23 protein-coding genes are annotated in these 21,003 nt (G+C 63.2%); 12 read left to right on the top strand and 11 right to left on the bottom strand.

The genetic code is table 11. The annotated features are described in order from the left end of the window. Position 1 precedes the first annotated feature (1 nt). Positions 2-415 carry a TadE/TadG family type IV pilus assembly protein gene (locus ACOIX3_RS34600; protein ID WP_420966541.1) on the bottom strand — a complete coding sequence of 138 codons (414 nt, stop codon included), beginning with the start codon at positions 413-415 and terminating at the stop codon, positions 2-4. A gap of 396 nt (positions 416-811) precedes the next feature. Here ACOIX3_RS34600 and ACOIX3_RS34595 point away from each other — a divergent pair, with 396 nt between their 5' ends. Continuing rightward, positions 812-1,699 carry a LysR family transcriptional regulator gene (locus ACOIX3_RS34595; RefSeq protein WP_342727064.1) on the top strand — a complete coding sequence of 296 codons (888 nt, stop codon included), beginning with the start codon at positions 812-814 and terminating at the stop codon, positions 1,697-1,699. Positions 1,700-1,729: 30 nt separating this feature from the next. Here ACOIX3_RS34595 and ACOIX3_RS34590 read toward each other — a convergent pair whose 3' ends face one another. Both ACOIX3_RS34590 and ACOIX3_RS34585 read right to left on the bottom strand, forming a co-directional pair. After that, positions 1,730-1,945 carry a SlyX family protein gene (locus ACOIX3_RS34590; RefSeq protein WP_420966540.1) on the bottom strand — a complete coding sequence of 72 codons (216 nt, stop codon included), beginning with the start codon at positions 1,943-1,945 and terminating at the stop codon, positions 1,730-1,732. Continuing rightward, positions 1,938-2,690, bottom strand: coding sequence for a rhodanese-related sulfurtransferase (locus ACOIX3_RS34585; protein WP_420966539.1), 753 nt, complete (start codon positions 2,688-2,690; stop codon positions 1,938-1,940). The genes ACOIX3_RS34590 and ACOIX3_RS34585 overlap by 8 nt, the downstream gene beginning before the upstream one ends. Positions 2,691-2,873: 183 nt before the next feature. Here ACOIX3_RS34585 and ggt point away from each other — a divergent pair, with 183 nt between their 5' ends. Genes ggt through ACOIX3_RS34570 form a run of 3 tightly spaced genes read left to right on the top strand, consistent with a single transcriptional unit; the run spans position 2,874 to position 6,006 of the window. Further along, positions 2,874-4,460 (top strand): gamma-glutamyltransferase, encoded by a 1,587-nt coding sequence (gene ggt, locus ACOIX3_RS34580; protein ID WP_420966538.1) that lies wholly within the window; start codon positions 2,874-2,876, stop codon positions 4,458-4,460. A 34-nt stretch (positions 4,461-4,494) separates the two neighbouring features. Next, complete coding sequence (locus tag ACOIX3_RS34575) at positions 4,495-4,953, top strand: FKBP-type peptidyl-prolyl cis-trans isomerase (protein ID WP_375787590.1); 459 nt, start codon at positions 4,495-4,497, stop codon at positions 4,951-4,953. 45 nt (positions 4,954-4,998) lie between these two features. Continuing rightward, positions 4,999-6,006 carry a D-2-hydroxyacid dehydrogenase family protein gene (locus ACOIX3_RS34570; RefSeq protein ID WP_420966537.1) on the top strand — a complete coding sequence of 336 codons (1,008 nt, stop codon included), beginning with the start codon at positions 4,999-5,001 and terminating at the stop codon, positions 6,004-6,006. A gap of 57 nt (positions 6,007-6,063) precedes the next feature. On the opposite strand, the gene ACOIX3_RS34565 is transcribed toward ACOIX3_RS34570, so the two are convergent. Then, positions 6,064-6,276, bottom strand: a complete 213-nt coding sequence (locus ACOIX3_RS34565; RefSeq protein ID WP_420966536.1) for a CsbD family protein — start codon at positions 6,274-6,276, stop codon at positions 6,064-6,066. 145 nt (positions 6,277-6,421) lie between these two features. Here ACOIX3_RS34565 and ACOIX3_RS34560 point away from each other — a divergent pair, with 145 nt between their 5' ends. Next, positions 6,422-6,946: a cupin domain-containing protein gene (locus ACOIX3_RS34560; RefSeq protein WP_076866333.1), complete on the top strand. Its 525-nt coding sequence runs from the start codon at positions 6,422-6,424 to the stop codon at positions 6,944-6,946. Positions 6,947-7,013: 67 nt separating this feature from the next. Further along, positions 7,014-7,751: an enoyl-CoA hydratase/isomerase family protein gene (locus ACOIX3_RS34555; protein ID WP_420966535.1), complete on the top strand. Its 738-nt coding sequence runs from the start codon at positions 7,014-7,016 to the stop codon at positions 7,749-7,751. Between the two features lie 141 nt (positions 7,752-7,892). Here ACOIX3_RS34555 and ACOIX3_RS34550 read toward each other — a convergent pair whose 3' ends face one another. Beyond that, a complete protein-coding gene (locus ACOIX3_RS34550) occupies positions 7,893-9,419 on the bottom strand; it encodes an amidohydrolase family protein (protein ID WP_420966534.1) in 1,527 nt (508 codons plus the stop codon). A gap of 212 nt (positions 9,420-9,631) precedes the next feature. Here ACOIX3_RS34550 and ACOIX3_RS34545 point away from each other — a divergent pair, with 212 nt between their 5' ends. Continuing rightward, positions 9,632-10,648, top strand: coding sequence for an alpha/beta hydrolase (locus ACOIX3_RS34545; protein ID WP_420966533.1), 1,017 nt, complete (start codon positions 9,632-9,634; stop codon positions 10,646-10,648). 104 nt (positions 10,649-10,752) lie between these two features. Beyond that, positions 10,753-11,187 (top strand): VOC family protein, encoded by a 435-nt coding sequence (locus tag ACOIX3_RS34540; RefSeq protein ID WP_420966532.1) that lies wholly within the window; start codon positions 10,753-10,755, stop codon positions 11,185-11,187. Positions 11,188-11,263: 76 nt separating this feature from the next. Here ACOIX3_RS34540 and ACOIX3_RS34535 read toward each other — a convergent pair whose 3' ends face one another. The 3 genes from ACOIX3_RS34535 to ACOIX3_RS34525 are packed head-to-tail and all read right to left on the bottom strand — an operon-like array spanning position 11,264 to position 13,882. After that, positions 11,264-12,709 (bottom strand): sensor histidine kinase, encoded by a 1,446-nt coding sequence (locus ACOIX3_RS34535; protein WP_420971864.1) that lies wholly within the window; start codon positions 12,707-12,709, stop codon positions 11,264-11,266. After that, positions 12,709-13,380 carry a response regulator gene (locus ACOIX3_RS34530; protein ID WP_420966531.1) on the bottom strand — a complete coding sequence of 224 codons (672 nt, stop codon included), beginning with the start codon at positions 13,378-13,380 and terminating at the stop codon, positions 12,709-12,711. Before ACOIX3_RS34530 ends, ACOIX3_RS34535 begins: the two co-directional genes overlap by 1 nt. Before the next feature lie 46 nt (positions 13,381-13,426). Beyond that, on the bottom strand, positions 13,427-13,882 hold the full coding sequence (locus tag ACOIX3_RS34525; protein ID WP_420971979.1) for a hypothetical protein: 456 nt from the start codon (positions 13,880-13,882) through the stop codon (positions 13,427-13,429). Here ACOIX3_RS34525 and ACOIX3_RS34520 point away from each other — a divergent pair. Together ACOIX3_RS34520 and ACOIX3_RS34515 are read left to right on the top strand one after the other, a co-directional pair. Next, positions 13,848-15,617 (top strand): glycosyltransferase family 39 protein, encoded by a 1,770-nt coding sequence (locus tag ACOIX3_RS34520; RefSeq protein WP_420966530.1) that lies wholly within the window; start codon positions 13,848-13,850, stop codon positions 15,615-15,617. The two genes, ACOIX3_RS34525 and ACOIX3_RS34520, sit on opposite strands and share 35 nt — an antisense overlap. Positions 15,618-16,116: 499 nt before the next feature. Further along, positions 16,117-16,443 (top strand): hypothetical protein, encoded by a 327-nt coding sequence (locus tag ACOIX3_RS34515; RefSeq protein WP_342727077.1) that lies wholly within the window; start codon positions 16,117-16,119, stop codon positions 16,441-16,443. Between the two features lie 66 nt (positions 16,444-16,509). On the opposite strand, the gene ACOIX3_RS34510 is transcribed toward ACOIX3_RS34515, so the two are convergent. Beyond that, positions 16,510-17,610 carry a hypothetical protein gene (locus ACOIX3_RS34510; protein WP_420971863.1) on the bottom strand — a complete coding sequence of 367 codons (1,101 nt, stop codon included), beginning with the start codon at positions 17,608-17,610 and terminating at the stop codon, positions 16,510-16,512. Positions 17,611-17,657: 47 nt separating this feature from the next. After that, positions 17,658-18,365 carry a FecR family protein gene (locus ACOIX3_RS34505; protein WP_420966529.1) on the bottom strand — a complete coding sequence of 236 codons (708 nt, stop codon included), beginning with the start codon at positions 18,363-18,365 and terminating at the stop codon, positions 17,658-17,660. Positions 18,366-18,602: 237 nt separating this feature from the next. Between ACOIX3_RS34505 and ACOIX3_RS34500 the strand changes: the two genes are divergently transcribed. Next, on the top strand, positions 18,603-19,907 hold the full coding sequence (locus ACOIX3_RS34500) for a phospholipid carrier-dependent glycosyltransferase (protein ID WP_420966528.1): 1,305 nt from the start codon (positions 18,603-18,605) through the stop codon (positions 19,905-19,907). Positions 19,908-19,968: 61 nt separating this feature from the next. Here ACOIX3_RS34500 and ACOIX3_RS34495 read toward each other — a convergent pair whose 3' ends face one another. Then, positions 19,969-20,601 carry an OmpA family protein gene (locus ACOIX3_RS34495; RefSeq protein ID WP_420966527.1) on the bottom strand — a complete coding sequence of 211 codons (633 nt, stop codon included), beginning with the start codon at positions 20,599-20,601 and terminating at the stop codon, positions 19,969-19,971. A 157-nt stretch (positions 20,602-20,758) separates the two neighbouring features. Here ACOIX3_RS34495 and ACOIX3_RS34490 point away from each other — a divergent pair, with 157 nt between their 5' ends. Next, positions 20,759-21,001 (top strand): hypothetical protein, encoded by a 243-nt coding sequence (locus ACOIX3_RS34490; protein WP_420966526.1) that lies wholly within the window; start codon positions 20,759-20,761, stop codon positions 20,999-21,001. Positions 21,002-21,003: the final 2 nt, after the last annotated feature.

Below are 21,003 nucleotides of genomic sequence, written 5' to 3'. Positions count from 1 at the left end.
CCTAGAACCCCCCGTATTGAATCGCCGCGGAGCGCACGATGGTGCTCGCGGGCTTGGGCAGGAAGGGCAGGCTGTAGATGAAGTTGCTGGCCGCGTTGTAGTTGACCGTCACGACGTAGACGTTGGCGTTCAATGGGGACGGTGCGGCATTGACGGTGAGATTGCTGGCGACGAGCAGCGGGTAGGTCGATGCGTTGGCGGTGACGTAGCTCGTCGCGAGGCTGTTGCGTTCGGTGTCGGTCATTCCGGCGATCGATGACCGCGCCGCTTCGGCGGCGAGTTGCTGCACGCCATGCACCATCGCGAGATACGAACCGAATACAATGATGCCGAAAATAAAGGCGAGAAACAGCGGCAGCATCAGCGCAAATTCGACAGCAGAAGCGCCGCTTCGGCAGCGAAATAACCTGGTCATGGCACACCTCGAAACGCAATCTGGGGCGCCACGTTGCGAGGCTTTGATTAAGGAAAACTATGAAAACGCTTCCGCGAATCAGTGACGTCAATTCAGATCAATGGCAGCGTTCAAACTTATTGGGTGGGCAACACGTTATGGGGCGATCAGGATTTTTGATGCCGTGTCCGCAGAAACCCGGGGTCTGATTGTGTTGAGGTGCTGCATGCGCGTGCAGATGCAGTCGTCCGATACCGTAGCACTACGTGGCAATGCACGTAACAATACATATGACCTGCATTCACGGCGCCGTCGCGACAAATTGAAACTAAACGAAAGTGCAACCAAATGTTAGTATAGCTGAATCACATACTGGAGAACGTAATTGCGTCCCGTGCTGAGATTGGAGGGCTCGCGATGCACAGACCACGTCAGCATTTGAATATACCTACAGAGATTGTTCGCACCGTTGTTGCGATTGCCGAGACGGGAAGTCTATCGAAGGCCGGCGAGCGTCTCGGCCTCAGTCAGCCGGCGATCAGTTCGCAGGTCAAGCGACTGCAGAGCCTGGTCGGCGGCGCGCTCTTTGTCAGAACGGCGAACGGCACCACGACGACGGAGCTCGGCAAGGTTGCCGTGCAGCAGGCAAGGCGAATCCTCGAAGCCAACGACCAACTGCTTCGGCTCGGCGGCAATCATGAAGGACCGCAGCCGTTGCGGCTCGGAATGAGCACGATGCTCGCCGACGAATTCCTCAAGCTGCATCCGGCCGACGCACTCGCCGACGTGCTGGTTCACGCCGACATGTCGCCGATCGTCATCAGAGGATTGATCGACGGCTACATCGACATCGCCTTCGTCTACAGCAACCCTTCGCTGGAGAACGAAGACGAGGTGACGATCGCCGCCGAGGCCGACGAGCGCTCGGTTTGGGTCCGATCACGCGATTTTGTTCTGCGGCCGGGCGCCCCGATCCCGATCCTGGCGTGGCCGGGTGACGATTGGATGATCCGGACGCTCACCAAGCACAACATCTCGTACAAGATCGTGTTCAGGAGCCCGAACCATCAGCTGCGACTCGAAGCCGCACGGGCCGGATACGGCCTGACGGCGTGCCCCGAGCGGATGATCCCGTCCTCGCTGATTTCGGCGAAGGACTATTATCTTCCGGAGCTTCCGCTGCAGAAGCGCATGCTGTGTGTTCGCCCGGGCCTCGAGGGAAGCCGCGCAACGGCGATGGTGCAGCGGTTGTCCAGCCTGTTCTTCAGCGGCGCGAAGCCGATGCGTCAGGTGAGCAACATGTAATCCGGCGTCGCCGGGCTCCGGCGGTACCGATCAGTAGTGCGGTGGGCGCTCATTGGCGGGGCCCGGCGCTTGGCGTTCGGCGTCCTGAAGCCGATCGCGCAGCTCGACGAGCTGGCGCGTCAGCGCGTCGATCTGCTTCCATTGTGCCGTGATGGTCTGGTTCAGCGTCTCGATGGCTTCGTCCTGGTAGGTCAGGCGGACCTCCAGCGCATCGATCCGTTCGCTCAGCTTTGCCGCGTCATTCATGCACGGCGTCCTCGTGCCCACGTTCACGCAGGCCGTGGCCGAGCGCGACCCGATCGTCGAACACAAAGCAGTCGCCGCGCCAGCGGCTGTCCTGCGGCGGCGTTTCCTCGAGATATTTCAGGATGCCGCCCTTGAGGTGATAGACCTCGGTGAAGCCTTGCGCGAGCAGATAGGCGCTCGCCTTCTCGCAGCGGATGCCGCCGGTGCAGAACATTGCGATCCTGCGGTGCTTTACGGGATCGAGGTGCCGCGCGGCGAATTCCTTGAATTGTCCGAAGCTCGCGATCCTGGGATCGACCGCGCCTTCGAAGCTGCCCATCGCGACCTCGAACGCGTTGCGGGTGTCGAGCACCATGACGTCAGGCGAGGCGATGAGTTCGTTCCAGTCGCCGGCGTCGACATAGGTGCCGACTTGTCGCGTCGGATCGACCGTGGTGTCGCCGAGCGTCACGATCTCCTTCTTCAGCCGCACCTTGAGCCGCTGGAACGGCATCTGCGCGGCTTCGGAGAATTTCAGCTCGAGATTGTTGAGGCGCCCGCCGAACAGCGGCCCGTCCTTAAGCTCCGCGACGAAGCCATCGATGGCTTCGTCGCTGCCGGCGATGGTGCCGTTGATGCCCTCATGTGCGAGCAGCACGCTGCCCTTGAGATCAAGGTTGGTGCAGAGCGCGCGCAGCGGCTCGCGCAATGCGCGGAAGTCGGGCAGCGCGGCGAACTGGTAGAAGGCGGCGACCTTGAGGGGCATGGCCGGGGTTTATCAGGCCCGCCAGATCGGCGAAACCCCGCAAAGCCATGCATTATCGGGATAATTCCTCTGGCATACCATGCATTGCCCTGCCGGGGATGAATGTGCCATGTACGTCGCATCCCCTTGGCATCCATCCGCCGCAGCAGCATCAGACCCTCACGATCAAGCGAGCTCTCCGTTATGAGGAATTTCCACTTCGCCGGCCGTTCCACGGTCCACGCCCAGAACGCGATGGTTGCAACGTCGCATCCGGAGGCGGCGCTGGTGGCCATCGACGTGATGCGCGCGGGCGGCACGGCCGCGGACGCTGCGGTTGCGGCCTGCGCGCTGCTCGGCGTCATCGAGCCGCAATCGACCGGCATCGGCGGCGACTGCTTTGCGCTGATCCAGCCGAAGGGCGAGGGCAAGATCACGGCCTATAATGGCAGCGGCCGGGCGCCGATGGCCGCCACCGCCGAGTGGTACCTCGAACGCAAGATCCATTCGGTGCCGCTGACCTCGGCGCATGCCGTCAGCATTCCCGGCGCGATCGACGCCTGGGACGTGATCCTCAGGGATCACGGCAAGTTCGGCTTCGACCGGCTGCTGCAGCCCGCGATCAAGGCCGCCGAGGAGGGCTATGTCGTCGCTCCGCGCATCGCCTTCGACTGGAAGAACGGTTTCGAGAAGCTGAAGAACGGCACCAACACCGAGCGCTACCTGCTGCCGCACGGCAAGCCCGCGGTCGCCGGCGACGTGATCCGGCAGCCCGAGCTCGGCAAGACGCTGCGCGCCATCGCGCAAAAGGGCCGCGACGCCTTCTATAGCGGCGAGATCGCCGCCGACATGGTCGACACGCTGCGCGGTATCGGCGGCCTGCATACGCTGGAGGACTTTGCGGCGCATTCGACCGAGACGACCTCGCCGATCGGCACGATGTACAAGGGCTACGACGTCTGGCAGTGCCCGCCGAACGGCCCCGGCATCACCATGCTGGTGATGCTCAACATCCTGTCGCGCTTCGACCTGACCAAGTTCAAGCCGCTCAGCATCGAGCGCTTCCACCTCGAGGCCGAGGCGGCACGCATCGCCTACATGATGCGCGAGCAGTACATCGGCGATCCCCAGCACGCCCATGTCGATGTCGCCGGTATCCTCTCCAAGGAGTTCGCCGACGAGCACATCAGGAACATCCGCATGGACCGGCTGCTCGAGCTGCCGAACGTCGCGCCGCCGATGAATCCCTCGACCGTCTACATCACGGTGGTCGACAAGGATCGCAACGTCTGCTCCTTCATCAACTCGATCGCGCATTCGTTCGGCTCGGCGATCGTCTCCAACAAGACCGGCGTCCTGCTGCAGAACCGCGCCGGTGGCTTCCGCATCCAGCCCGGCCATCCGAACTGCATCGCGCCGGGCAAGCGTCCGCTGCACACCATCATCCCGGCGCTGGCCACCAGGAACGGCCGCGCGGTGATGCCGTATGGCGTCATGGGTGGGCAGTATCAGCCGGTCGGCCAGACCCGCGTGCTGACCAACATGCTCGACTATGGCTGCGACATTCAGGAGGCGATCGACATGCCGCGCGGCCTGCATTACGAGGGCGTCTACCAGCTCGAGGACAGCGTGCCGGCGGAGATCGTCGAAGGCCTGAAGAAGATCGGCCACAAGACCACCAGCGTGGTCGCGCCGCTCGGCGGCGGCCAGGGCATCTGGATCGATTGGGAGAAGGGCACGCTGACCGGCGGCTCCGATCCGCGCAAGGACGGCTGCGCGCTCGGCTACTGATCGGATCAACATCAATCAAGGAAGGACGTCCGAGATGCAATCTTCACGACGCACGATCATCACGACTGCATTCGCCGGCCTTGCGGCGGCAGTCTCCACGTCCGTTGCCGGCAGGACGGCAATGGCCCAAACCGCAGGAAAGCCCATGACCACAGCTTCAGGCCTTCAGATCATCGACAGCAAGGTCGGCACCGGCGCCTCGCCGAAGACCGGCCAGACCTGCGTCATGCACTATACCGGCTGGCTTTACGAAAATGGCCAGAAGGGCAAGAAATTCGACTCCTCCGTCGACCGCAACGAGCCGTTCGAGTTTCCGATCGGCCAGGGCCACGTGATCAAGGGCTGGGACGAGGGTGTCGCCACCATGAAGGTCGGCGGCAAGCGCACGCTGATCATCCCGCCGAACCTCGGCTACGGCGCGCGCGGCGCCGGCGGCGTGATCCCGCCGAATGCCACGCTGATGTTCGACGTCGAACTGCTGGGCGTAAAATAACCGCATGGCCGTCAGGTAACCGGCCCGTAACAAGAGGGCGCAGCGATGAAGATTTCGATCCTCGACGATTATTTCGACACGCTGCGCACCCTCGATTGCTTCCGCAAGCTCGACGGCTACGACGTCACGATCTGGAACCATCATGTCCAGGACGTCGATGCGCTCGCCGAACGGCTGCGCGACACCGAGGTGCTGGTGCTGATCCGCGAACGCACCCAGATCCGCAACGCCCTGCTTGAACGTCTGCCGAAATTGAGGCTGATCAGCCAGCGCAGCGTCTATCCGCATATCGACATCGACGCCTGCACGCGGCTCGGCATCATCGTGTCGTCGGGCCAGCATGCCGATACGCCGTCCTACGCCACCGCCGAATTCACCTGGGGCCTGATCCTCGCGGCGATGCGCGCGATCCCGCAACAGATGGCGGCGCTGAAGGCCGGCAAATGGCAGATCGGCGTCGGCCATACGTTGCGCAGCAAGACGCTCGGCATCTACGGCTACGGCCGCATCGGCGCGGTGGTCGCGGGCTATGGCAGGGCGTTCGGCATGAATGTGCTGGTCTGGGCGCGCGAGGCGGCGCTGGCGAAGGCGCGCGCCGACGGCTATGAGACCGCCGTCAGCAAGGCGGATTTCTTTGCCCGCTGCGACGTGCTGTCGCTGCATATGCGGCTGGTCGACGCGACGCGCGGCATCGTCAAGGCGGAGGATCTCGCGCGAATGAAAGACACCGCGCTGATCGTCAACACCAGCCGCGCGCCGCTGATCGAGCCGGGCGCACTGGTCAACGCGCTACGCGCCGGCCGGCCCGGCATGGCCGCGGTCGACGTCTACGAGAAGGAGCCGCTGCGCGACACCGCCGACCCGCTGCTCAACATGGACAATGTGGTCTGCACGCCGCATCTCGGCTACGTCTCGCGCGACGAATACGAGATCCAGTTCACCGATATCTTCGATCAGATATTGGCCTACGCTGCTGGAACGCCGACCAATGTCGTCAATCCGGATGTGCTGGCACATCCGGATGTGCTGGCACATCTGCGCCCGCGCGGCTGACCATCGTCGCTCATGCTCGAACGGCAGGCCTGATGGACCGGCCGCCTCATCACTCGCTCAGCGAGTCCAGTGGGCTGTGGTCGCCTTCTTGACTGCATGTCTGACCATCGTCTTGGCGCCGCCGAGTGCCTTCTGTCCCTTGCCCTTGACTTCCTGGATCGCGCCTCTGCCTTGCATAGCCAGAGAACCGGTGGCCTTGCCGAGACGCCGCTTGATCCTGCCGATCGCCTCGTTGGCCGTGCCCTTGATCCTGTCCATCGTGCTACCCATCAATTACTCCTCCGGAATATGCTGATGCAACGCGCCGGGACATGGCTATGTTCCGATTTGGCAATGTTCCCATTTTGCGCTCGCCTGCAGGGTCGCTTTTCGCTAGCGTTCCAGGCACGAAACTTGACCAACGAAAGCAAGAACGATGAGCGGTTCCCACGATCACACCCATTCTCACGACCACGATCATCACCATCACGACGACGAGCGCTGGAAGCACGACGGCGTCCGGGTGATTCCGGGTAACCAGCTCGATCCGAATGTGCCGTCGACCGCCGGCATGGACCGCAAGGCTGCGATCAACTTCGCCCGGGTCGGCGCGCAGAAATTGTGGGCAGGCACCGTCAGCATCAAGCCGGACGCGAAGACCGGCGCGCATCATCACGGCCATCTCGAAAGCATCATCTATGTCGTGAAGGGCAAGGCGCGGATGCGCTGGGGCGAGAAGCTGCAATTCACCGCCGAAGCCGGTCCTGGCGATTTCATCTTCGTGCCGCCCTACGTGCCGCACCAGGAGATCAATGCCAGTCCCGACGAGGTGCTGGAATGCGTGCTGGTGCGTTCCGACGGCGAGGCGGTCGCGATCAATCTCGACATAGAGCCGGTCGAGAAGCCGGAGAACGTGCTCTGGGTCGATCCGGTGCACCGGCATCCCGACGAGAAGAAGTAACGGGGCCTCGTCATTCCCCGGCGCGCAGTTGCGCACCGGGGAATGACGACAGAGCAGGGAGGCCAGCATGACGCTCGTTCATTACGAGAGCGCCGACCACGTCGCGACCATCACGATGGCACGCAGCGACAAGCACAACGCGCTCAACAACGCGTTGTGTACCGAGCTGCGTGACGCATGGCTGCGGTTTCGGGACAGCGACGATCGTGTCGCAGTGCTGGCTTCGGCGGAGGAAAAGTATTTCTCGGTCGGCGCCGATGTTGGTGACCTCCCCGCAAACATGTGGCACGCCGTGCCTGGCCTCGGCGTCGAGCTGGACAAGCCGGTGATTGCCGCGACATCCGGCTGGGTGGTGGGTGGCGCCTTCGTGCTGGTCCAGATGGCCGATCTGTGTGTGGCGTCGGAGACGACGCGCTTCATCTATCCCGAGGGAAAGATCGGCACCACCGCGGGCGGCGTCTCATCGGTGATGGCGCGGATGCCGCACAAGATCGCGATGGAGTTTCTGCTGGTCGGCGACGAGATGTCGGCGGAACGCGCCTTCCAGATCGGTTTCGTCAACAAAGTCGCGCCGAAAGGTCAGCACCTCGCGCTGGCGCAGGAGATGGCTGCGAAGATCGCCGGCAATGCCCCGCTGGTGGTCCGCGCGCTGAAGAAGCTCGCCCGCGAGGCGATGCCGAAGGGGCCGCTGGAAACGGTCGCCGACGCGCGGCGGTTGCTCGATGAGGTCAGGGACAGCGAGGATCTCAAGGAGGGCGTGAAGGCCTTCGCCGAGAAGCGGAGGCCGAGGTTCACGGGGAAGTAGGCCGAGCCGCAGTTCTCGTCGTATTCGTCATTCCGGGGCTCGCGAAGCGAGAACCCGGAATCCATTCCACCACATGGCCTGTGGCCAAATGGATTCCGGGCTCGACGCTGCGCGTCGCCCCGGAATGACGGGTGGAGAGACCTACACAAACACCCGGTGATCGATCGCCCCGTTCGGCACCACATAGCCGTAGCGCGTATTCGACGGCTCTACGCCAGCCTTCTCATACTGCGCCTTCATCATCGCGAAGCGGTCGCCCTTGATGTCGAGCATCGCGCGCTTCGGCTGGATGTTGTAGAGCCGGGCATTGTTGTCGCCGAAGATCGCCGTCTTCACCGGTCCATCGGCGGGCCCGAGCGGTGCGTAGCCGAACTTCTTCTGCATCACTTCGGGGATCTCCAGCCGCCGCAGGCCCTCGATCTGCCATTGCGGCGCGCCGGTCCACAGCGCGTCGGTGCCCCAGCAGACATGATCGACCCCGAGGCCCTTGATCAGGGTCCCCATCAGCGCGGCGCAGACATTGGGCTCGGCGACCAGCGTGGTCGCGAACAATTGCCCGACATCGCCGTAGACATTGTTGACGCCATATTGCGCCGGGATGTCGGCGAGGTCGGAGGTCCAGGCGATCCGGCCGGTGCGCTCGAATTCGGCCAGCGCGACCTTGGGATCGCCCCCGACATGGCGATAGGCGGAGTGATAGATGACGAAGTTGAGCTGCGGCCAGTCCTTGGCCGCCTGGCCGACATCGACAACGTCGGCGAAGCCGCGCAAATTCGGATACTGCTTCTCGATTCCGGGTGGAAACAGGCCCTTGTGCACGCAGACATTCTTGATGCCCGCCTTGACCATCTTCTCATAGCCCTTGTAGGCGACCTTCTCGTCGTCCAGCCGCCAGGGATAGCGGCTGATCTCCTTGTGGGTATTGTCGCCGATCGTGTAGCCCTTGCAGGATTCCGGCTTCAACGCCAGCGCAGCATCGAGCTTGTCGAGCCAGCCGGGTTGCCCGGGCGTGAAGATCGCGTGACAGAACACGCGGCGCGAGCCGGCCTCGTCGTTCATCTGCTTGCGCGCATCGGCCATCTGCTCGTTGGTCAGGAACCAGTCCTGCTCGATGTCCGACGGCGCCGAGGAGATCAGCGCGATCTTGGTGTCGGAATCGAGAAACATCTCCTTCTTGTAGTTGTTGAACTTCAGATCCTCGATGGTCTGCTCGTGATCGTTGAGCTCCTTGTTCCAGCCGGCCTTGCCGACGGCCTTGCGCATTTCCACAAAGCCCATGATGCGGGTGTCGTCGCGCAGGAAATGCGTGTGCATGTCCATGATGAACTGGTCTTTCAATCCGTTGGCGCGCTCTTGCGCCATCGCAGGCGTTGCGGCCTCGGCCGGCGTGACGTCGAACAACTCCCCGTAGACCTGGTTCATCGCGACAAAGGAAGCGGCCATGCCGGCCGCGGTCTGGAAGAATTTTCGGCGATCGAGGCCTTGCTTGCCGCCGAGATCGTCGGCCATCGCGAGCAGGCGTGCCTCGACCTCGCGCTGCCGTTCGTTCTGCGGGTCGGGATAGAACTCGTCGCTGGAGACGATCTGGGTCGGAATCGGCGTCTGGTACTGGCACAGTTCGGAGGGCATCAAGGCGGCAAGTTCTTCGTCGGTGAGATTGCTGCTCATTCTTCGCTCCCGCATCGCGCCGGATTTTTCCGGTCGTACCGCGGCGGAGACTAGGACCAAGTCCGTCCGTCGTCCGCGCTGATTGCCGGTATCAGCGTTCACAAAATCGTGCATCTGCGGCCGCGAGAAGCCGGCTTCGCACAACCGCCTCATGCGCGCTGCTATGCTCGACCGCACCGGATCGGACGAAGAAATCCGGAAGGGAGCGAACCATGATGCCAGCAGACCATTCGCGGCGCACCATCATCAAAGGCATCGGCGTTGCAACCGCAGCCGGCGTGTTCGGCGCAGCGCCGGCGCAGGCCGCGACCGCGGTTCCTGCCGAGGGAGAAATATGGAGCAACGAATACTGGGCGAAGAAGGGTGACATCCCGCTGTGGATGTTCCGCAAGCGGATCGGCGCGCCGAAACCGGGCGAGCCGGCGCGGCCCGTGGTGTTCTTCGTCCACGGCTCGTCGGTGACGTCGAGGGTGTTCGACCTCACGGTGCCCGGCAAGGGCGAGTATTCGCTGCTCAACGTCTTTGCGCGCTACGGCTTCGATTGCTGGACCATGGATCACGAGAACTACGGCAGATCGGGCCGCACCTCGGGCAATGCGGATATCGCGAGCGGCGTCGAGGATCTGAAGGCCGCGGTCGAGGTGATCGCGCGCGAGACCGGCGAGAGGCGGTATCACTTCATCGGCGAATCCTCCGGCGCGCTGCGGGCGGGCGCCTTCGCGATGGCCGCGCCCGAGCGCATCGATCGCCTGGTGTTCGCCGCCTTCACCTACAAGGGCGAGGGCTCGCCGACACTGGCAAAGCGCGCCGAGCAGCTTGCCTATTACCGCAGCCACAACATGCGCACACGCGACCGCGACATGATCCGCTCGATCGCGACCCGCGACAGGCCGGGCACGTCGGACCCCGCCGTGATGGAAGCGCTGGCCGATGTCGAGATGCAGTTCGGCGACCAGATCCCGACCGGCACCTATCTCGACATGACCGCCAATTTGCCGGTGGTGCATCCGGAGAAGGTGCTGGCGCCGGTGCTGCTGGTCCGCGGCGAATATGACGGGATCGCGGCGGTCCCCGATCTCGAGGAGTTCTTCAACAAGCTGCCGAATGGCGACCGGCAGTTCATCATCCTGCCCGGCACCGCCCATTCGGTGGCGTTGGCCACCAATCGTGAGCTGTTCTGGCATGTGACGCGGGCATTTCTGACCATGCCGACGCCGATCGTGACCTGAGGCGGCCTGCGGCAGGACGCCGCAAGAAAAATCTGCGCGGCGATGTCGGGATCCGGCTATGCGGTTCGTCCTCGGGGCACAACCCGCAAAAAGGAGCGCCTTTCATGGCCAAGCCGACAATGATCTTCGTCAACCTGCCGGTCAGCAATCTCGCCCGTGCCACCGCCTTCTACGAGGCGATCGGCGCGACGAAAAATCCGCAATTCTCCGACGACACCGCCTCGGGCATGGTGATCTCCGAGACCATCCACGTCATGTTGCTGACGCACGACAAGTTGCGGCAGTTCACGCCGAAGGCAATCGCCGATGCCAGGACCACGAGCGAGGTGCTGATCTGCCTCTCCGCCGAGAGCCGCGAGGCCGTCGACAGCTATGTGACGAGGGCGAAGGGCGCGGGCGGCACCGCCGATCCGTCGCCGCAGCAGGATTACGGCTTCATGTACGGCCGCAGCTTCGAGGATCCCGATGGGCACATCTGGGAAGTGATGTGGATGGATGTCGAGGCCGCGATGAAGGCGCAGTCTGCAGCCACCGCGTGAGCCGCCGCGCCATGCAGGCGTTCGCAGCCGACAATAAGCGACAGTTGGCAATCCGCCTGACGGATTGAGACGGCGCTCAGGCTGCGGAGATGCCGTCCGGCCGGACTTCGGTTATGGCTTGGGCGGCTTTTCTCCCCTGAGGCAGGTCGGCTTGCCGGCAGGCTGGGACCGGAAAGTTCAGTTCGACCGTGGTGCCGCCTCCAGGCGTCTCGCAGAGGGAAACGGTGCCGCCGTGGGTGGTCATCACCTGGGAGACGATCGAAAGCCCCAGCCCTGTTCCTTCCGTGCGGGTGTTGCCGCGCTTGAAGGGCTCCAGCAGCAGCTCGGGCTGACCGAGTTGGAGTCCCGACCCGTAGTCAATAACGCTCAACCGCGCCGGTGCTCCGACCTCGATGAGGACGGAGCCACCTGCGCTGCCATGCGTCACGGCATTTCGGATCAGGTTCGAGAGCGCGACGGCGATCGCGGTTTCTGAGCCACGTACCCAGATCGGGTGACGGGGTTCGGTGAACTCGACATCGCTTCCGTTCTTCAACGCCATCGGCACGTGTTCGGCCGCAACCCTGCGCGCCAGCGCCGCAAGATCCATCTCGATCAGTTCGGCAGGTTCCGCGGAGATGCGCGCCAGTTGGAGCAGCATGGTGACGATCGACGACAGCTTCTGGTTCTCGGCTATCAGCCTGGCGCGCAACGGGGCATCCTCGACCTGCTCGAGTATGGTGCGCGCATTGGTCAGGGGCGTGCGAAGTTCGTGTGCCGCATTCGACAGGAAATTTCGTTGCGATTTCGACGCGACGTCTATTCGCGATAGCGCGCGATTGAAAGCTGCGACGAGAGGCAACAGCTCGGCTGGCGCATCTTGTTCCGGCAATCGGCGGCCATCCGAAACCCCATCGATCATCTCGGCGGCCGCTGCGACGGCCCGGACGGGGCGCGCGATGAGCGTCGGCACGAAGACCATCGCGGTAAACGCCGTCGCCGCCAGGACGAGGATGATCGGGAGCGCAACAATCGTCGCATCGGTGAGCATTCCGGTCGTCAGTTGCGCGGCCGTATAGGCCACACCGCCGGTTTCAATCCACACCTCACCCACGGGCGTATTTCTGACCGCCGACATCTTCTTCAGATTGGTGGTTTCGCCGTCGAACGCATAGGCGAGGAAACTCGTCCCGTCACGCGATGTCTGGGTCTTTTGTGGACGCCACTTCGGGATCGGGCCGTAGCTGACCTCTCCACTCTTGTCGGACACGACATACCAGAATGTCGGGAAATTGCGGGTGATCTCGTCCAGCCTCGAGGTTCGCTTGAGCGCCAGTTGCCCGGTCTCGTTGCGGATGACGGCTTCCTTCAATGCATCGGCGACGTCGGCGGCAGCCCAGGTGCCGTCATCGTCGCCGCCAAATCGGATCAGCAAGGCTGCCGCGCAGAGCAGCATGATGGTCGTCACGGCGCCGATCAGCGTCGCGGACAGCACCGCGATCGAGCGATGGACGCGCTTGAGCCTTTGCCATTTCAAAATCATCATTCGCCACTCAAGAGATATCCGAGGCCACGGACCGGTTTGATGACGACCTTGCAGTTGGCCGCGCGGAGGCGCCGGCGCAGCCGCGAAACGTGGGCCTCGATCGCGTTTGATTGAATCTCGTCATCAAAGCTGTAAGCGGCAACTTCAAGGGTCTCGCGCAGCACGACGCGCCCGATGCGCCGGACCATCGCTTCCAGAATCGCCAGTTCACGCCGCGGAACAACAATGGGTGCGTGATCGACGCAGACCTCGCGATTGAGGACGTCGTAGCTCAGATTGCCGATGCGAACGATCGCCCCTCGATCCAGAAACAGACGGCGCAGCACCGCCTTGGCTCGCGCGATCAGCTCAATCGGTTCGAATGGCTTGGCCACGTAGTCGTCCGCCCCGTCGTCGAGGGCGCGCGCGATATCAAGGGGGTCATCAAGCGCCGTCAGCACGATCGTCGCGGGGCTGGGCTTCTGCTGCTTCAGGTCGCGCAGCAACGCCAGGCCGTCGCCATCCGGCAGTCCACGGTCGATCACCACGAGTTCAAAGCTTCGCACGGCAACTGCGGCGCGACCCTCCTCAAATGTCGTGACCATGTCGGATGCGCCGAAGGCCGTAGCCAAGGTATCCCGCAGCCATGGCCCAAGCTGAGGGTCATCCTCCACGACCAGAACTCGCACCGCATTCTCCCAAGTGTGTATCATTGTTTCTATCATTACGGACGGATTACAATAAGATTACGGCCGGGAAGAAAACCGCGGTGTCCACACGAATGCATTGATGCAATTGGCCTTTTCCTCGTGCCTCTAGAGGCATTCTCGAATGGCCGCGGCGATCGGATCGACACCTGACGGGGGCTCGTCCGAAAGACTCAATCAGGGGCACCACACCCATCAGGGCTCCAAGGCCGATCAGCGTCATGACAGCGAGCGAGCTTTCGCACGCGCATCCACTCTCAGCGATTTCCCCGCCAGAGACGTCGATCAACATGACCGGCGAATGACGGCGCGTCGGCGCGCGCAAGAATACGTTGGCAGAGGCGTGAACGGCCGACGTCAGGCTGTCGTAATGGTCGCTGTGAAAAGCATGGCGGACAGCGTGGCTCGCATCGCCCTTTCCGATCTCCGTCCCCAGGCTTCCGAACGATATGCCGGTCGATTTTGCGTTCTCAGCGATGGCCAAGCGGTCAGATCGCAGCCCGGCGTCATGGCGCCGTCCGTTCAATCGATGGCTGGAGGGAGTTGAGGCAGGGTGGTCGGTGCCGCTGCTGCTCGTCTGCTTCGTCGGCATCTGGACGGTGTATCTGTCAGTCGCCTATCACGGCGCCGGCCTGCATCCGGACGTGCTGGAGACCTGGACGTACGGCAGGCATTTCGCATGGGGTTATCCCAAGCATCCGCCGTTGATGGGGTGGACGACCGGTGCGTGGACCTCGGTCTTTCCACTGACCGACTGGTCGCTGCAGCTGATGGCGATGACCAACGCGGCGTTGGCCTTGTGGTTCGTCGATCTCATCGCACGAAGGTTCGTGACCGGGCACAAGCGCCTGATCGTGCTGCTGCTGCTGATGCTGACCCCGGCATACCAGTTTCATGCGCAGCGCTTCAACGCCAACGCCGTGTTGCTCGCGGTCTGGCCGCTTGCAACCTACTGCTTCCTGCGCGCCTTTGAAACGAGGGCGCCGCTCTGGGCGATTGCTGCGGGTATCACGGCGTCGCTTGCAATGCTGGGCAAGTATTACTCCATCTTCCTGATCGCCAGCTTCGTGTTGTCGGCAATCATCCATCCCTCGCGACGAGCCTATTTCACGTCCAGTTCGCCCTGGATATCCACTGCCGTCGGGCTGATTGCGCTATCTCCGCATCTGCACTGGCTGGCCACGACAGGCGCCGAGCCCATCCATTATGCCGCGACGCATGTGGGGGCCGGTTTTCCTGCGTCGCTGCCGGATGCCGTCAATTTCCTGTTGGGCCTTGCTGCGGCGACGAGTGTGTCCGCCGTGATGTGGGCGATGATCGCCGGGTATCGAATCAAGCGGCTTCCGCGCGATCTCGCGGCGGCGGACCCCAACCTGAAGCTCATCGGCCACGTCGCGATCGGCACGATCGCTCTTCCTTTCATCACGTCCATCTTGCTCGGCACCGACTTGCCGTCGCTATGGGCGCTTCAGGGATTGTTCCTGCTCGCGGTGCCGGTCGTGTGCAGCACGCGTTATCCGATCGAGCGGTTCTACACGGTCAATGCAGCGCTGCTGGTTGCCGGAATAGCAATCGTTGCCGCCGTGATGGCGGCCCCAGCCCATGCGCTCTACCGCAACAGCTACGGCTATGAGGAAGGGCGAAACGTCTATCACCAGGCGGCAGACAAACTCACCCGGCTGTGGCACGAGCAGATGGGCACGCCGCTGTCGATCGTCGGCGGCAACGATAGCCTTGGGGTTGCGGTGGCCTTCTACAGCGCCGATCACCCGCATTATGGCGACCCTTTCGCCTACCAATATTCATTGGCATTGCCTCGCGAGGTGACGCCGGAGCGCGGCTGGGCGGCGCTCTGTTTCGATGATCAGGACGATTGCCTTGAATGGACCGGGCGAATGGCAGCTCACGCCGGAAGCCATGTCAAACGCGAGTTTTCCGTTCAATCGAGCCTGTTCGGAATTCCAGGCATCAAGCGAAACCTCGTTGCATTCCTGGTGGCACCGCTTCGTGAGCCGGACGATGCACCGTCAAGCCTCGTCAATGATGCCGGTCAGGGCGGAGGACATGTCTCTCCGCAAGCAGATCCGCCGCCACGCGCGGAGCCGGATGTCGCGCTGCCGGAAAATCAGCCGCCGGGAAATGCGCCGCAGACGAACGATCCAGGAGCCAACATGCTCGTGGATCAGCGAGCCATAAGGCTCTTCGTCGTGCTGCGTTGATCAGGCTTGTTCCCGGAATGCCGCCGTGATGATCGCACCCGTAATCTTGCGGTAATCGGCTCCCGCTTTATCGGCGGCGGGGTCAAGGGCGTCGTATCACGAAGGATAGCGGTCCATGCTTATCAGGTTGGTTTGCATCAGCCTCGGCGTTTGCGGAGTCATCGGTGCCACCGCGGTCGCGCAGACATCTCCATCAACGACCGGTTCAACTCACCCGGCAACCGCAACACGGCCATCGATCAGTCGCGCCGACAAGATCAACCTCAACACCGCTCCTGTCAGCGAGCTGGTGAAGCTTCCGCATCTCAGCGTGCGCGGCGTCACTGCGATCACGGAGGCGAGAGCAAAGTCAAAGTTCAAGGATTGGAATGATTTCGTGGCCCGACGGGTTGTGCCGCGATTCGTCAGGAGCGAGCTCAAGGAGCTCGTTACGTTCTAGAGGGCCTCTGTCGATCGCTGCCAAGGCGCGGTCGTTGAACGCGAACAAGGATACGCTTCAATGAAACGAGTAGCTGTTTTTGCCACCATGGCGGTGATCGCTGCGGGATGTCTTGCGTCGACGGAAGCCACGGCAGGTGGCCGGCGGGGAGATGCGGTGGCTTTGGGCATCGTCGGCGGCTTGGCCGTCGGCACGCTGTTGGGCTCCACCATGGCTGCCAGTGCGGCTCCAGCCTATGTCTACGAGAGGCACTATTATTCGCCGGCCCCTGTCGTCCACTATCGTCACGTGTACGAATACGGCGACGAATATCCGGGCGGATATGATTACGGCTATCGATCCGGGTACCGGGAAGGCTACTCGGACGGCTATTGGGACCACGATTGAATGGGGATCAGCGTCGTCGCTGATCCGGTCGCTCGACCGTGCGGGTCCGAACGAGCGGCCCCGGTCCTAATAACTGATCCGCAGCCCGACGCCGCCGTGAAGCGTGTTGCCGACCGGCTGCGGTCCGGCGGTGCCGTTGAGGAAGAGGTCGGCGATCCAGCCCTTGGTGATGCGGAAGCCGACGCGGCCGCCATATTCGAACCAGCCCTGGTTGCCGATGGTCGGCACGATGGTGCCATCGCCGGTGACGGTGGCGACGATGCCGGAATGGGTGGCGAAGGATTGCACCCAGCCGCCATTGATGTTGGTTTCGATGTTCGATCCGAACAGATGCGTCCACTGGCCGCCGATCTTGACCAGGCTGGTGCGATCGGTGCCGTCGGCGATGGTCGCATCGAACGGATTGAAGGCAATTGCAGGATCGCTATAGCCCTTGACGCGCTGCCAGAGCTGCCAGACCTCGACCGAAGCCGCGACCTCGTCGCGCGCCGACAGCCGGTTGATCCAGCCCGCGCGCCCATAGACGCCGTAATTCTCGCTCGAGGTCTCGCCGGTGACCGACACCGGGCCGAGACTGGTCGCGTAGCTGCGGGTGTAGCGCACCTTCTCCGACGGCGAGAGGATGGTGCCAATATCGAAGAACGGCCGCGACGAGCCCCAGTCGACGAAGTCGTAGCGCAGCGCGAACGCGCCGATCGGCGCGCTGGTGACGTTGTAGCCGCCCTCGCCATACTGCGTGTAGGCGATGCCGGCGAGCAGCGACAAGTTCGGCGTAATGGTCTTGCGGCCATGGATGCCGGCCGAGAACGAGCCGGCGGAGCCGAAGGCGCTGATGCAGTCGTCGCAATTGACCTGCTCGTTGACGCCGAGCAGCACCGATCCGAGCACGCGGTTGGTGATCATCTGGTTGAAGCGCTGGTCGGCGAGGTTGTTGATCGAACTGCCGCTTGACGGCGCGCCGGTGATCGGTGTCGGCGACGGGCTGGGCGTGGGTGTCGGCGTGGGCACAGGCGTAGGCGTTGGCGATGGTGTGGCAGTCGGTGTCGGCGTCGGGGTCGATGTACAGTTCGACGAAAACGAATCGGGATTCGAGGTGCAGTTCGGCGTCGGAGACTGCGCCTCGGCCGGCGCAGCCAGCGCATGGAGCATCGCGAGCGACAGCGTCATTGTCAGCGCCGCCGACAGGATCAAATGATGGATGCGCCGTAGCATGCTCACCGTCCGCACAGCATGCCGGTCGGGTCGTCGACCGGCGGCGTCACCGGCGAGGCATCCGCGAACTGGGTGACGGTGCAGAGGCCCGCGGCCTGGGTGCAGGTCGCGGCGAAGGTCCATGGCGGATTGTTGGTCTTCTGGATCGTGGTGCGGCCGCCGCTCGAGGTGATGATCGCGGTGTCGCCGGGCTGCGTCAGGTCGATGCATTGCCGGTTCGACGTACACACCGTCGATGCGCCTTCCTGCAACACCACGGTGGTCTTGCCGCGCTGCGACAGGATGTCGAGCACCGTGCCGCGAACGCCGATCGTCGCGAGCGGCGTCGTGATCGTGTAGGCGGCCTTGTTGGAGTGGCCGGTGACGAAGCGAAACGCTCCCGACGTCAGGCGGATCGCAACATCGCGATAGCGATGCTCGTCGTCGAACACGGTGCGATCGAGCTTGAGCGAGGCGTTCGGTCCAAGCGACAGGTTGGTGCTGTCGGCCATCACCAGCCGCGCGGCGCTCTCGAGGCCGGTGCGCACCGTCTCGTCGCGCAGCAGCGCGTCGCCGACATTGATCGGCGTGGTCGCGGCCGCGACGCGGACGACCTCGTTCTTCACCATGGCCGCTTCGCCGACGCGGGTTTGCGCCTGAACGGGATGAGCCGTCAGTGCGACCGCAAGACCGAGTGCAAGGAGGGAGAAAAAGCTGTGGCGCGAATTCATTGCAATACCAATCGACTTAACCCTCTCATCGTACCGGATCGCCGACGCAGCTGATATTGTATAATTGTCACAAGCCGTGTTGAGTTGCGCCGAATGGTGAGTGTCGATGGATTCGAAAATGCTCGCGGCTGCGGACATCAACGTGAGATTTGATCACACTCGTCACATACATCACACTCGCGGTCGTCGTAGCTCACACTTCGCTCACACTGGTTCCCCTCGCAGCGTGCTCGCCCTTTGATCATCGCATCCGAATCTCCTTCTGTTCTGCGGCGTCCGGTCGCGCGCACGGCGATCGTCGCGGCCATCATCTTCGTCGTCGCCCATGTCGTGCTGCTGCTCGGGATCACCACGCCGGACAAGCTCTATTTCGATGAGGTGCATTACGTGCCGGCGGCGCGCCAAATGCTGTTGCCGGTGATCGAGGGCCCGATCCTCAACCCGATGCATCCGCCGCTGGCCAAGGAGATCATCGCGCTGTCGATCGAGGCATTCGGCGACGTGCCGCTCGGATGGCGCTATCCCGCGGCGCTGTTCGGTGCGCTCGCGCTGGTCGCCGTCTATCTCGGCGCCCTCGTGCTGTTCGCATCGCAGGAGCGGGCCATCGCGGCAGTCCTGCTCGCCTTCTTCAACCAGATGCTGTTCGTGCAGTCGCGGATCGCGATGCTGGATATTTTCGCGCTCGCCTTCTGTCTGTTCGCGATCGCGGCCTTCATCCACGGCTTCAGGCAGAAGCGCCCGCAGGCTGCCTTCGTGCTGACGGGCGCATTCGCTGGGCTTGCCTGTGCCTGCAAATGGAGCGGGTTGTTCGTGCTCGCGACCTGCATCGCGATCGTGGCGGTGATCCGCCTGATGCAAGGCTGGCGCACGCGCTTCGCTGAGGCCAATGCGGAGGACTGGTACCGGCCGGACCTGTGGCCGGATTTCCGTCTTCCCCACTTCATCGCCTGTTTCGTGCTGATCCCGTCGGCCGTCTATCTCGCGAGCTTCGTGCCGGTCTACGGCTTCTCGTTCACCGACCTCGTCGAGGCACAACGCCGTATCTTTGCCGACAACACCACGACCGCGATCGCGGGCCACACCTATATGAGCTCATGGCCGTCCTGGCCGTTCCTGGTGCGTCCGGTCTGGTATCTGTTCGAGAAGGCCGGCGATGACAGGTTCGCCGCGATCGTGTTTCTCGGCAACCCGCTGATATTGTGGCCGGCGTTGATCGCGCTGATCGTCGCGCTGCGCGACTGGATCGTGACCCGCAGCCGCGATGCGTTTCTCGTGCTGGCGTTCTATCTCGGCCCCTATCTCGCCTGGGCGCTGCTGCCGCGCACGCTCGGTTTCATCTATTACTACCTGCCGGCAGCGATTACCGCGAGCTTCGTGCTGGTCTACGCATTGACGCGAAAAGGGGCGCCGCGCTGGCTGTTGTGGGCCTTCGTGGCCGTCGGATGCGCAGGCTTCATCGCGATGCTGCCGATCACGGTTGCCGCCATCGGGACGTCGATGGCGACCTTCAACCGGCTGATGCTGTTCCAGAGCTGGATTTGAATCTCTCTGAAACAAGCGATCCGCCTGCCGGGGCTGGCAGGCAGATCGGAAGTTGGGGAGATTACTGCGACGCCGTCTTGGTATCCATGTTGACAACCTGCACGCGGCGGTTGGTCGGGTCCATCGGCGCGCTCGGATCCTTCGGCCGGGTCTTGCCGTAGCCGACGGTCACGAGATCAGAGCCGTTCAGGCCGTAATGCTCGACCAGATAGGTCTTGATGGTGTCGGCGCGGCGCTCCGAGAGATCCTGGTTATAGGCCTCGCTGCCGATCGCGTCGGTGTGGCCGGCGACGACGAAGGTCGTGCCTTTCATGCTGGCGTCCGACAGCGCCTTGCCGAGCTCCTGCACCGCCTGGGTCGAGCCCTTGGCGATCTCAGCCGAGTTGTAGTCGAAGTGAATCTCCAGATCGATCTTCGGCTTGTTGGCGGCGATGTCGGCGATCTCCTGGCGTTCGCCCAATGACAGCGAGCGGGTCTGCCGGTTGCGAACGGTGTTGAGGAAGCTCGCCTCCTTCGCCGAAGCGGCCGGGTCGACCTGCGTGCCGGCGGAGAGACCGCGGGTGGCCGACTTCGGCTTCAGCGCATTGAGGATCTGGGCGGCCGGAACGGCGTCGCTGCCGGCCAGTGCGACGCCCGCCGTCATCGACAGCGCAGCGCCGATCGTCAAAAGAGACAGGGAACGAGAGCGGGTCATGGTTTTCGTCCTTAAATGTCAGGTCAGCCAATCCGGCTGTTGTCGTTTTGATGCTGCGAACCTAGGACTGGTTCAAAGCCGGGAATGTGATCTAGATCACGGATGAGTGTCCCGGGGCCCGTGCCGTGCAGGGGCCGGCGACGGAGAGGAGAGCATCTTGGCCCACGTCAATCGCGTCCTCCGCTCGATCAATGACGAAGGTGCTTCGCGCTGTGTCGATATCTTCGTTCGCCCGGAAGGGACCATTGGCTTCGAGGAATATCGGCGGGACGTGGAGGATGGCCGCGGCTGGTTTCCCATTGGCGGTCATTCGTCCCGGGTTTTCCATGAGGAAAACGCCGCGCTCGCGGCGGCGATGGCGGACGTTCCCTGGTTGCGGCGGGCCGTTGGATCGCAGTAGCC

It is taken from the genome of Bradyrhizobium sp. B120, from assembly GCF_049075665.1.
In the GTDB taxonomy this organism is placed as follows: domain Bacteria; phylum Pseudomonadota; class Alphaproteobacteria; order Rhizobiales; family Xanthobacteraceae; genus Bradyrhizobium.
This window is presented reverse-complemented; position numbering and strand designations above follow the sequence as displayed.

Bases quoted from the DNA above. Each gene is read 5' to 3' on its own strand.
- ACOIX3_RS34600 (WP_420966541.1), bottom strand. From the start codon at position 415: ATGACCAGGTTATTTCGCTGCCGAAGCGGCGCTTCTGCTGTCGAATTT.
- ACOIX3_RS34595 (WP_342727064.1), top strand. From the start codon at position 812: ATGCACAGACCACGTCAGCATTTGAATATACCTACAGAGATTGTTCGC.
- ACOIX3_RS34590 (WP_420966540.1), bottom strand. From the start codon at position 1,945: ATGAATGACGCGGCAAAGCTGAGCGAACGGATCGATGCGCTGGAGGTC.
- ACOIX3_RS34585 (WP_420966539.1), bottom strand. From the start codon at position 2,690: ATGCCCCTCAAGGTCGCCGCCTTCTACCAGTTCGCCGCGCTGCCCGAC.
- ggt (WP_420966538.1), top strand. From the start codon at position 2,874: ATGAGGAATTTCCACTTCGCCGGCCGTTCCACGGTCCACGCCCAGAAC.
- ACOIX3_RS34575 (WP_375787590.1), top strand. From the start codon at position 4,495: ATGCAATCTTCACGACGCACGATCATCACGACTGCATTCGCCGGCCTT.
- ACOIX3_RS34570 (WP_420966537.1), top strand. From the start codon at position 4,999: ATGAAGATTTCGATCCTCGACGATTATTTCGACACGCTGCGCACCCTC.
- ACOIX3_RS34565 (WP_420966536.1), bottom strand. From the start codon at position 6,276: ATGGGTAGCACGATGGACAGGATCAAGGGCACGGCCAACGAGGCGATC.
- ACOIX3_RS34560 (WP_076866333.1), top strand. From the start codon at position 6,422: ATGAGCGGTTCCCACGATCACACCCATTCTCACGACCACGATCATCAC.
- ACOIX3_RS34555 (WP_420966535.1), top strand. From the start codon at position 7,014: ATGACGCTCGTTCATTACGAGAGCGCCGACCACGTCGCGACCATCACG.
- ACOIX3_RS34550 (WP_420966534.1), bottom strand. From the start codon at position 9,419: ATGAGCAGCAATCTCACCGACGAAGAACTTGCCGCCTTGATGCCCTCC.
- ACOIX3_RS34545 (WP_420966533.1), top strand. From the start codon at position 9,632: ATGATGCCAGCAGACCATTCGCGGCGCACCATCATCAAAGGCATCGGC.
- ACOIX3_RS34540 (WP_420966532.1), top strand. From the start codon at position 10,753: ATGGCCAAGCCGACAATGATCTTCGTCAACCTGCCGGTCAGCAATCTC.
- ACOIX3_RS34535 (WP_420971864.1), bottom strand. From the start codon at position 12,709: ATGATTTTGAAATGGCAAAGGCTCAAGCGCGTCCATCGCTCGATCGCG.
- ACOIX3_RS34520 (WP_420966530.1), top strand. From the start codon at position 13,848: ATGCCGGTCGATTTTGCGTTCTCAGCGATGGCCAAGCGGTCAGATCGC.
- ACOIX3_RS34515 (WP_342727077.1), top strand. From the start codon at position 16,117: ATGAAACGAGTAGCTGTTTTTGCCACCATGGCGGTGATCGCTGCGGGA.
- ACOIX3_RS34510 (WP_420971863.1), bottom strand. From the start codon at position 17,610: ATGACGCTGTCGCTCGCGATGCTCCATGCGCTGGCTGCGCCGGCCGAG.
- ACOIX3_RS34505 (WP_420966529.1), bottom strand. From the start codon at position 18,365: ATGAATTCGCGCCACAGCTTTTTCTCCCTCCTTGCACTCGGTCTTGCG.
- ACOIX3_RS34495 (WP_420966527.1), bottom strand. From the start codon at position 20,601: ATGACCCGCTCTCGTTCCCTGTCTCTTTTGACGATCGGCGCTGCGCTG.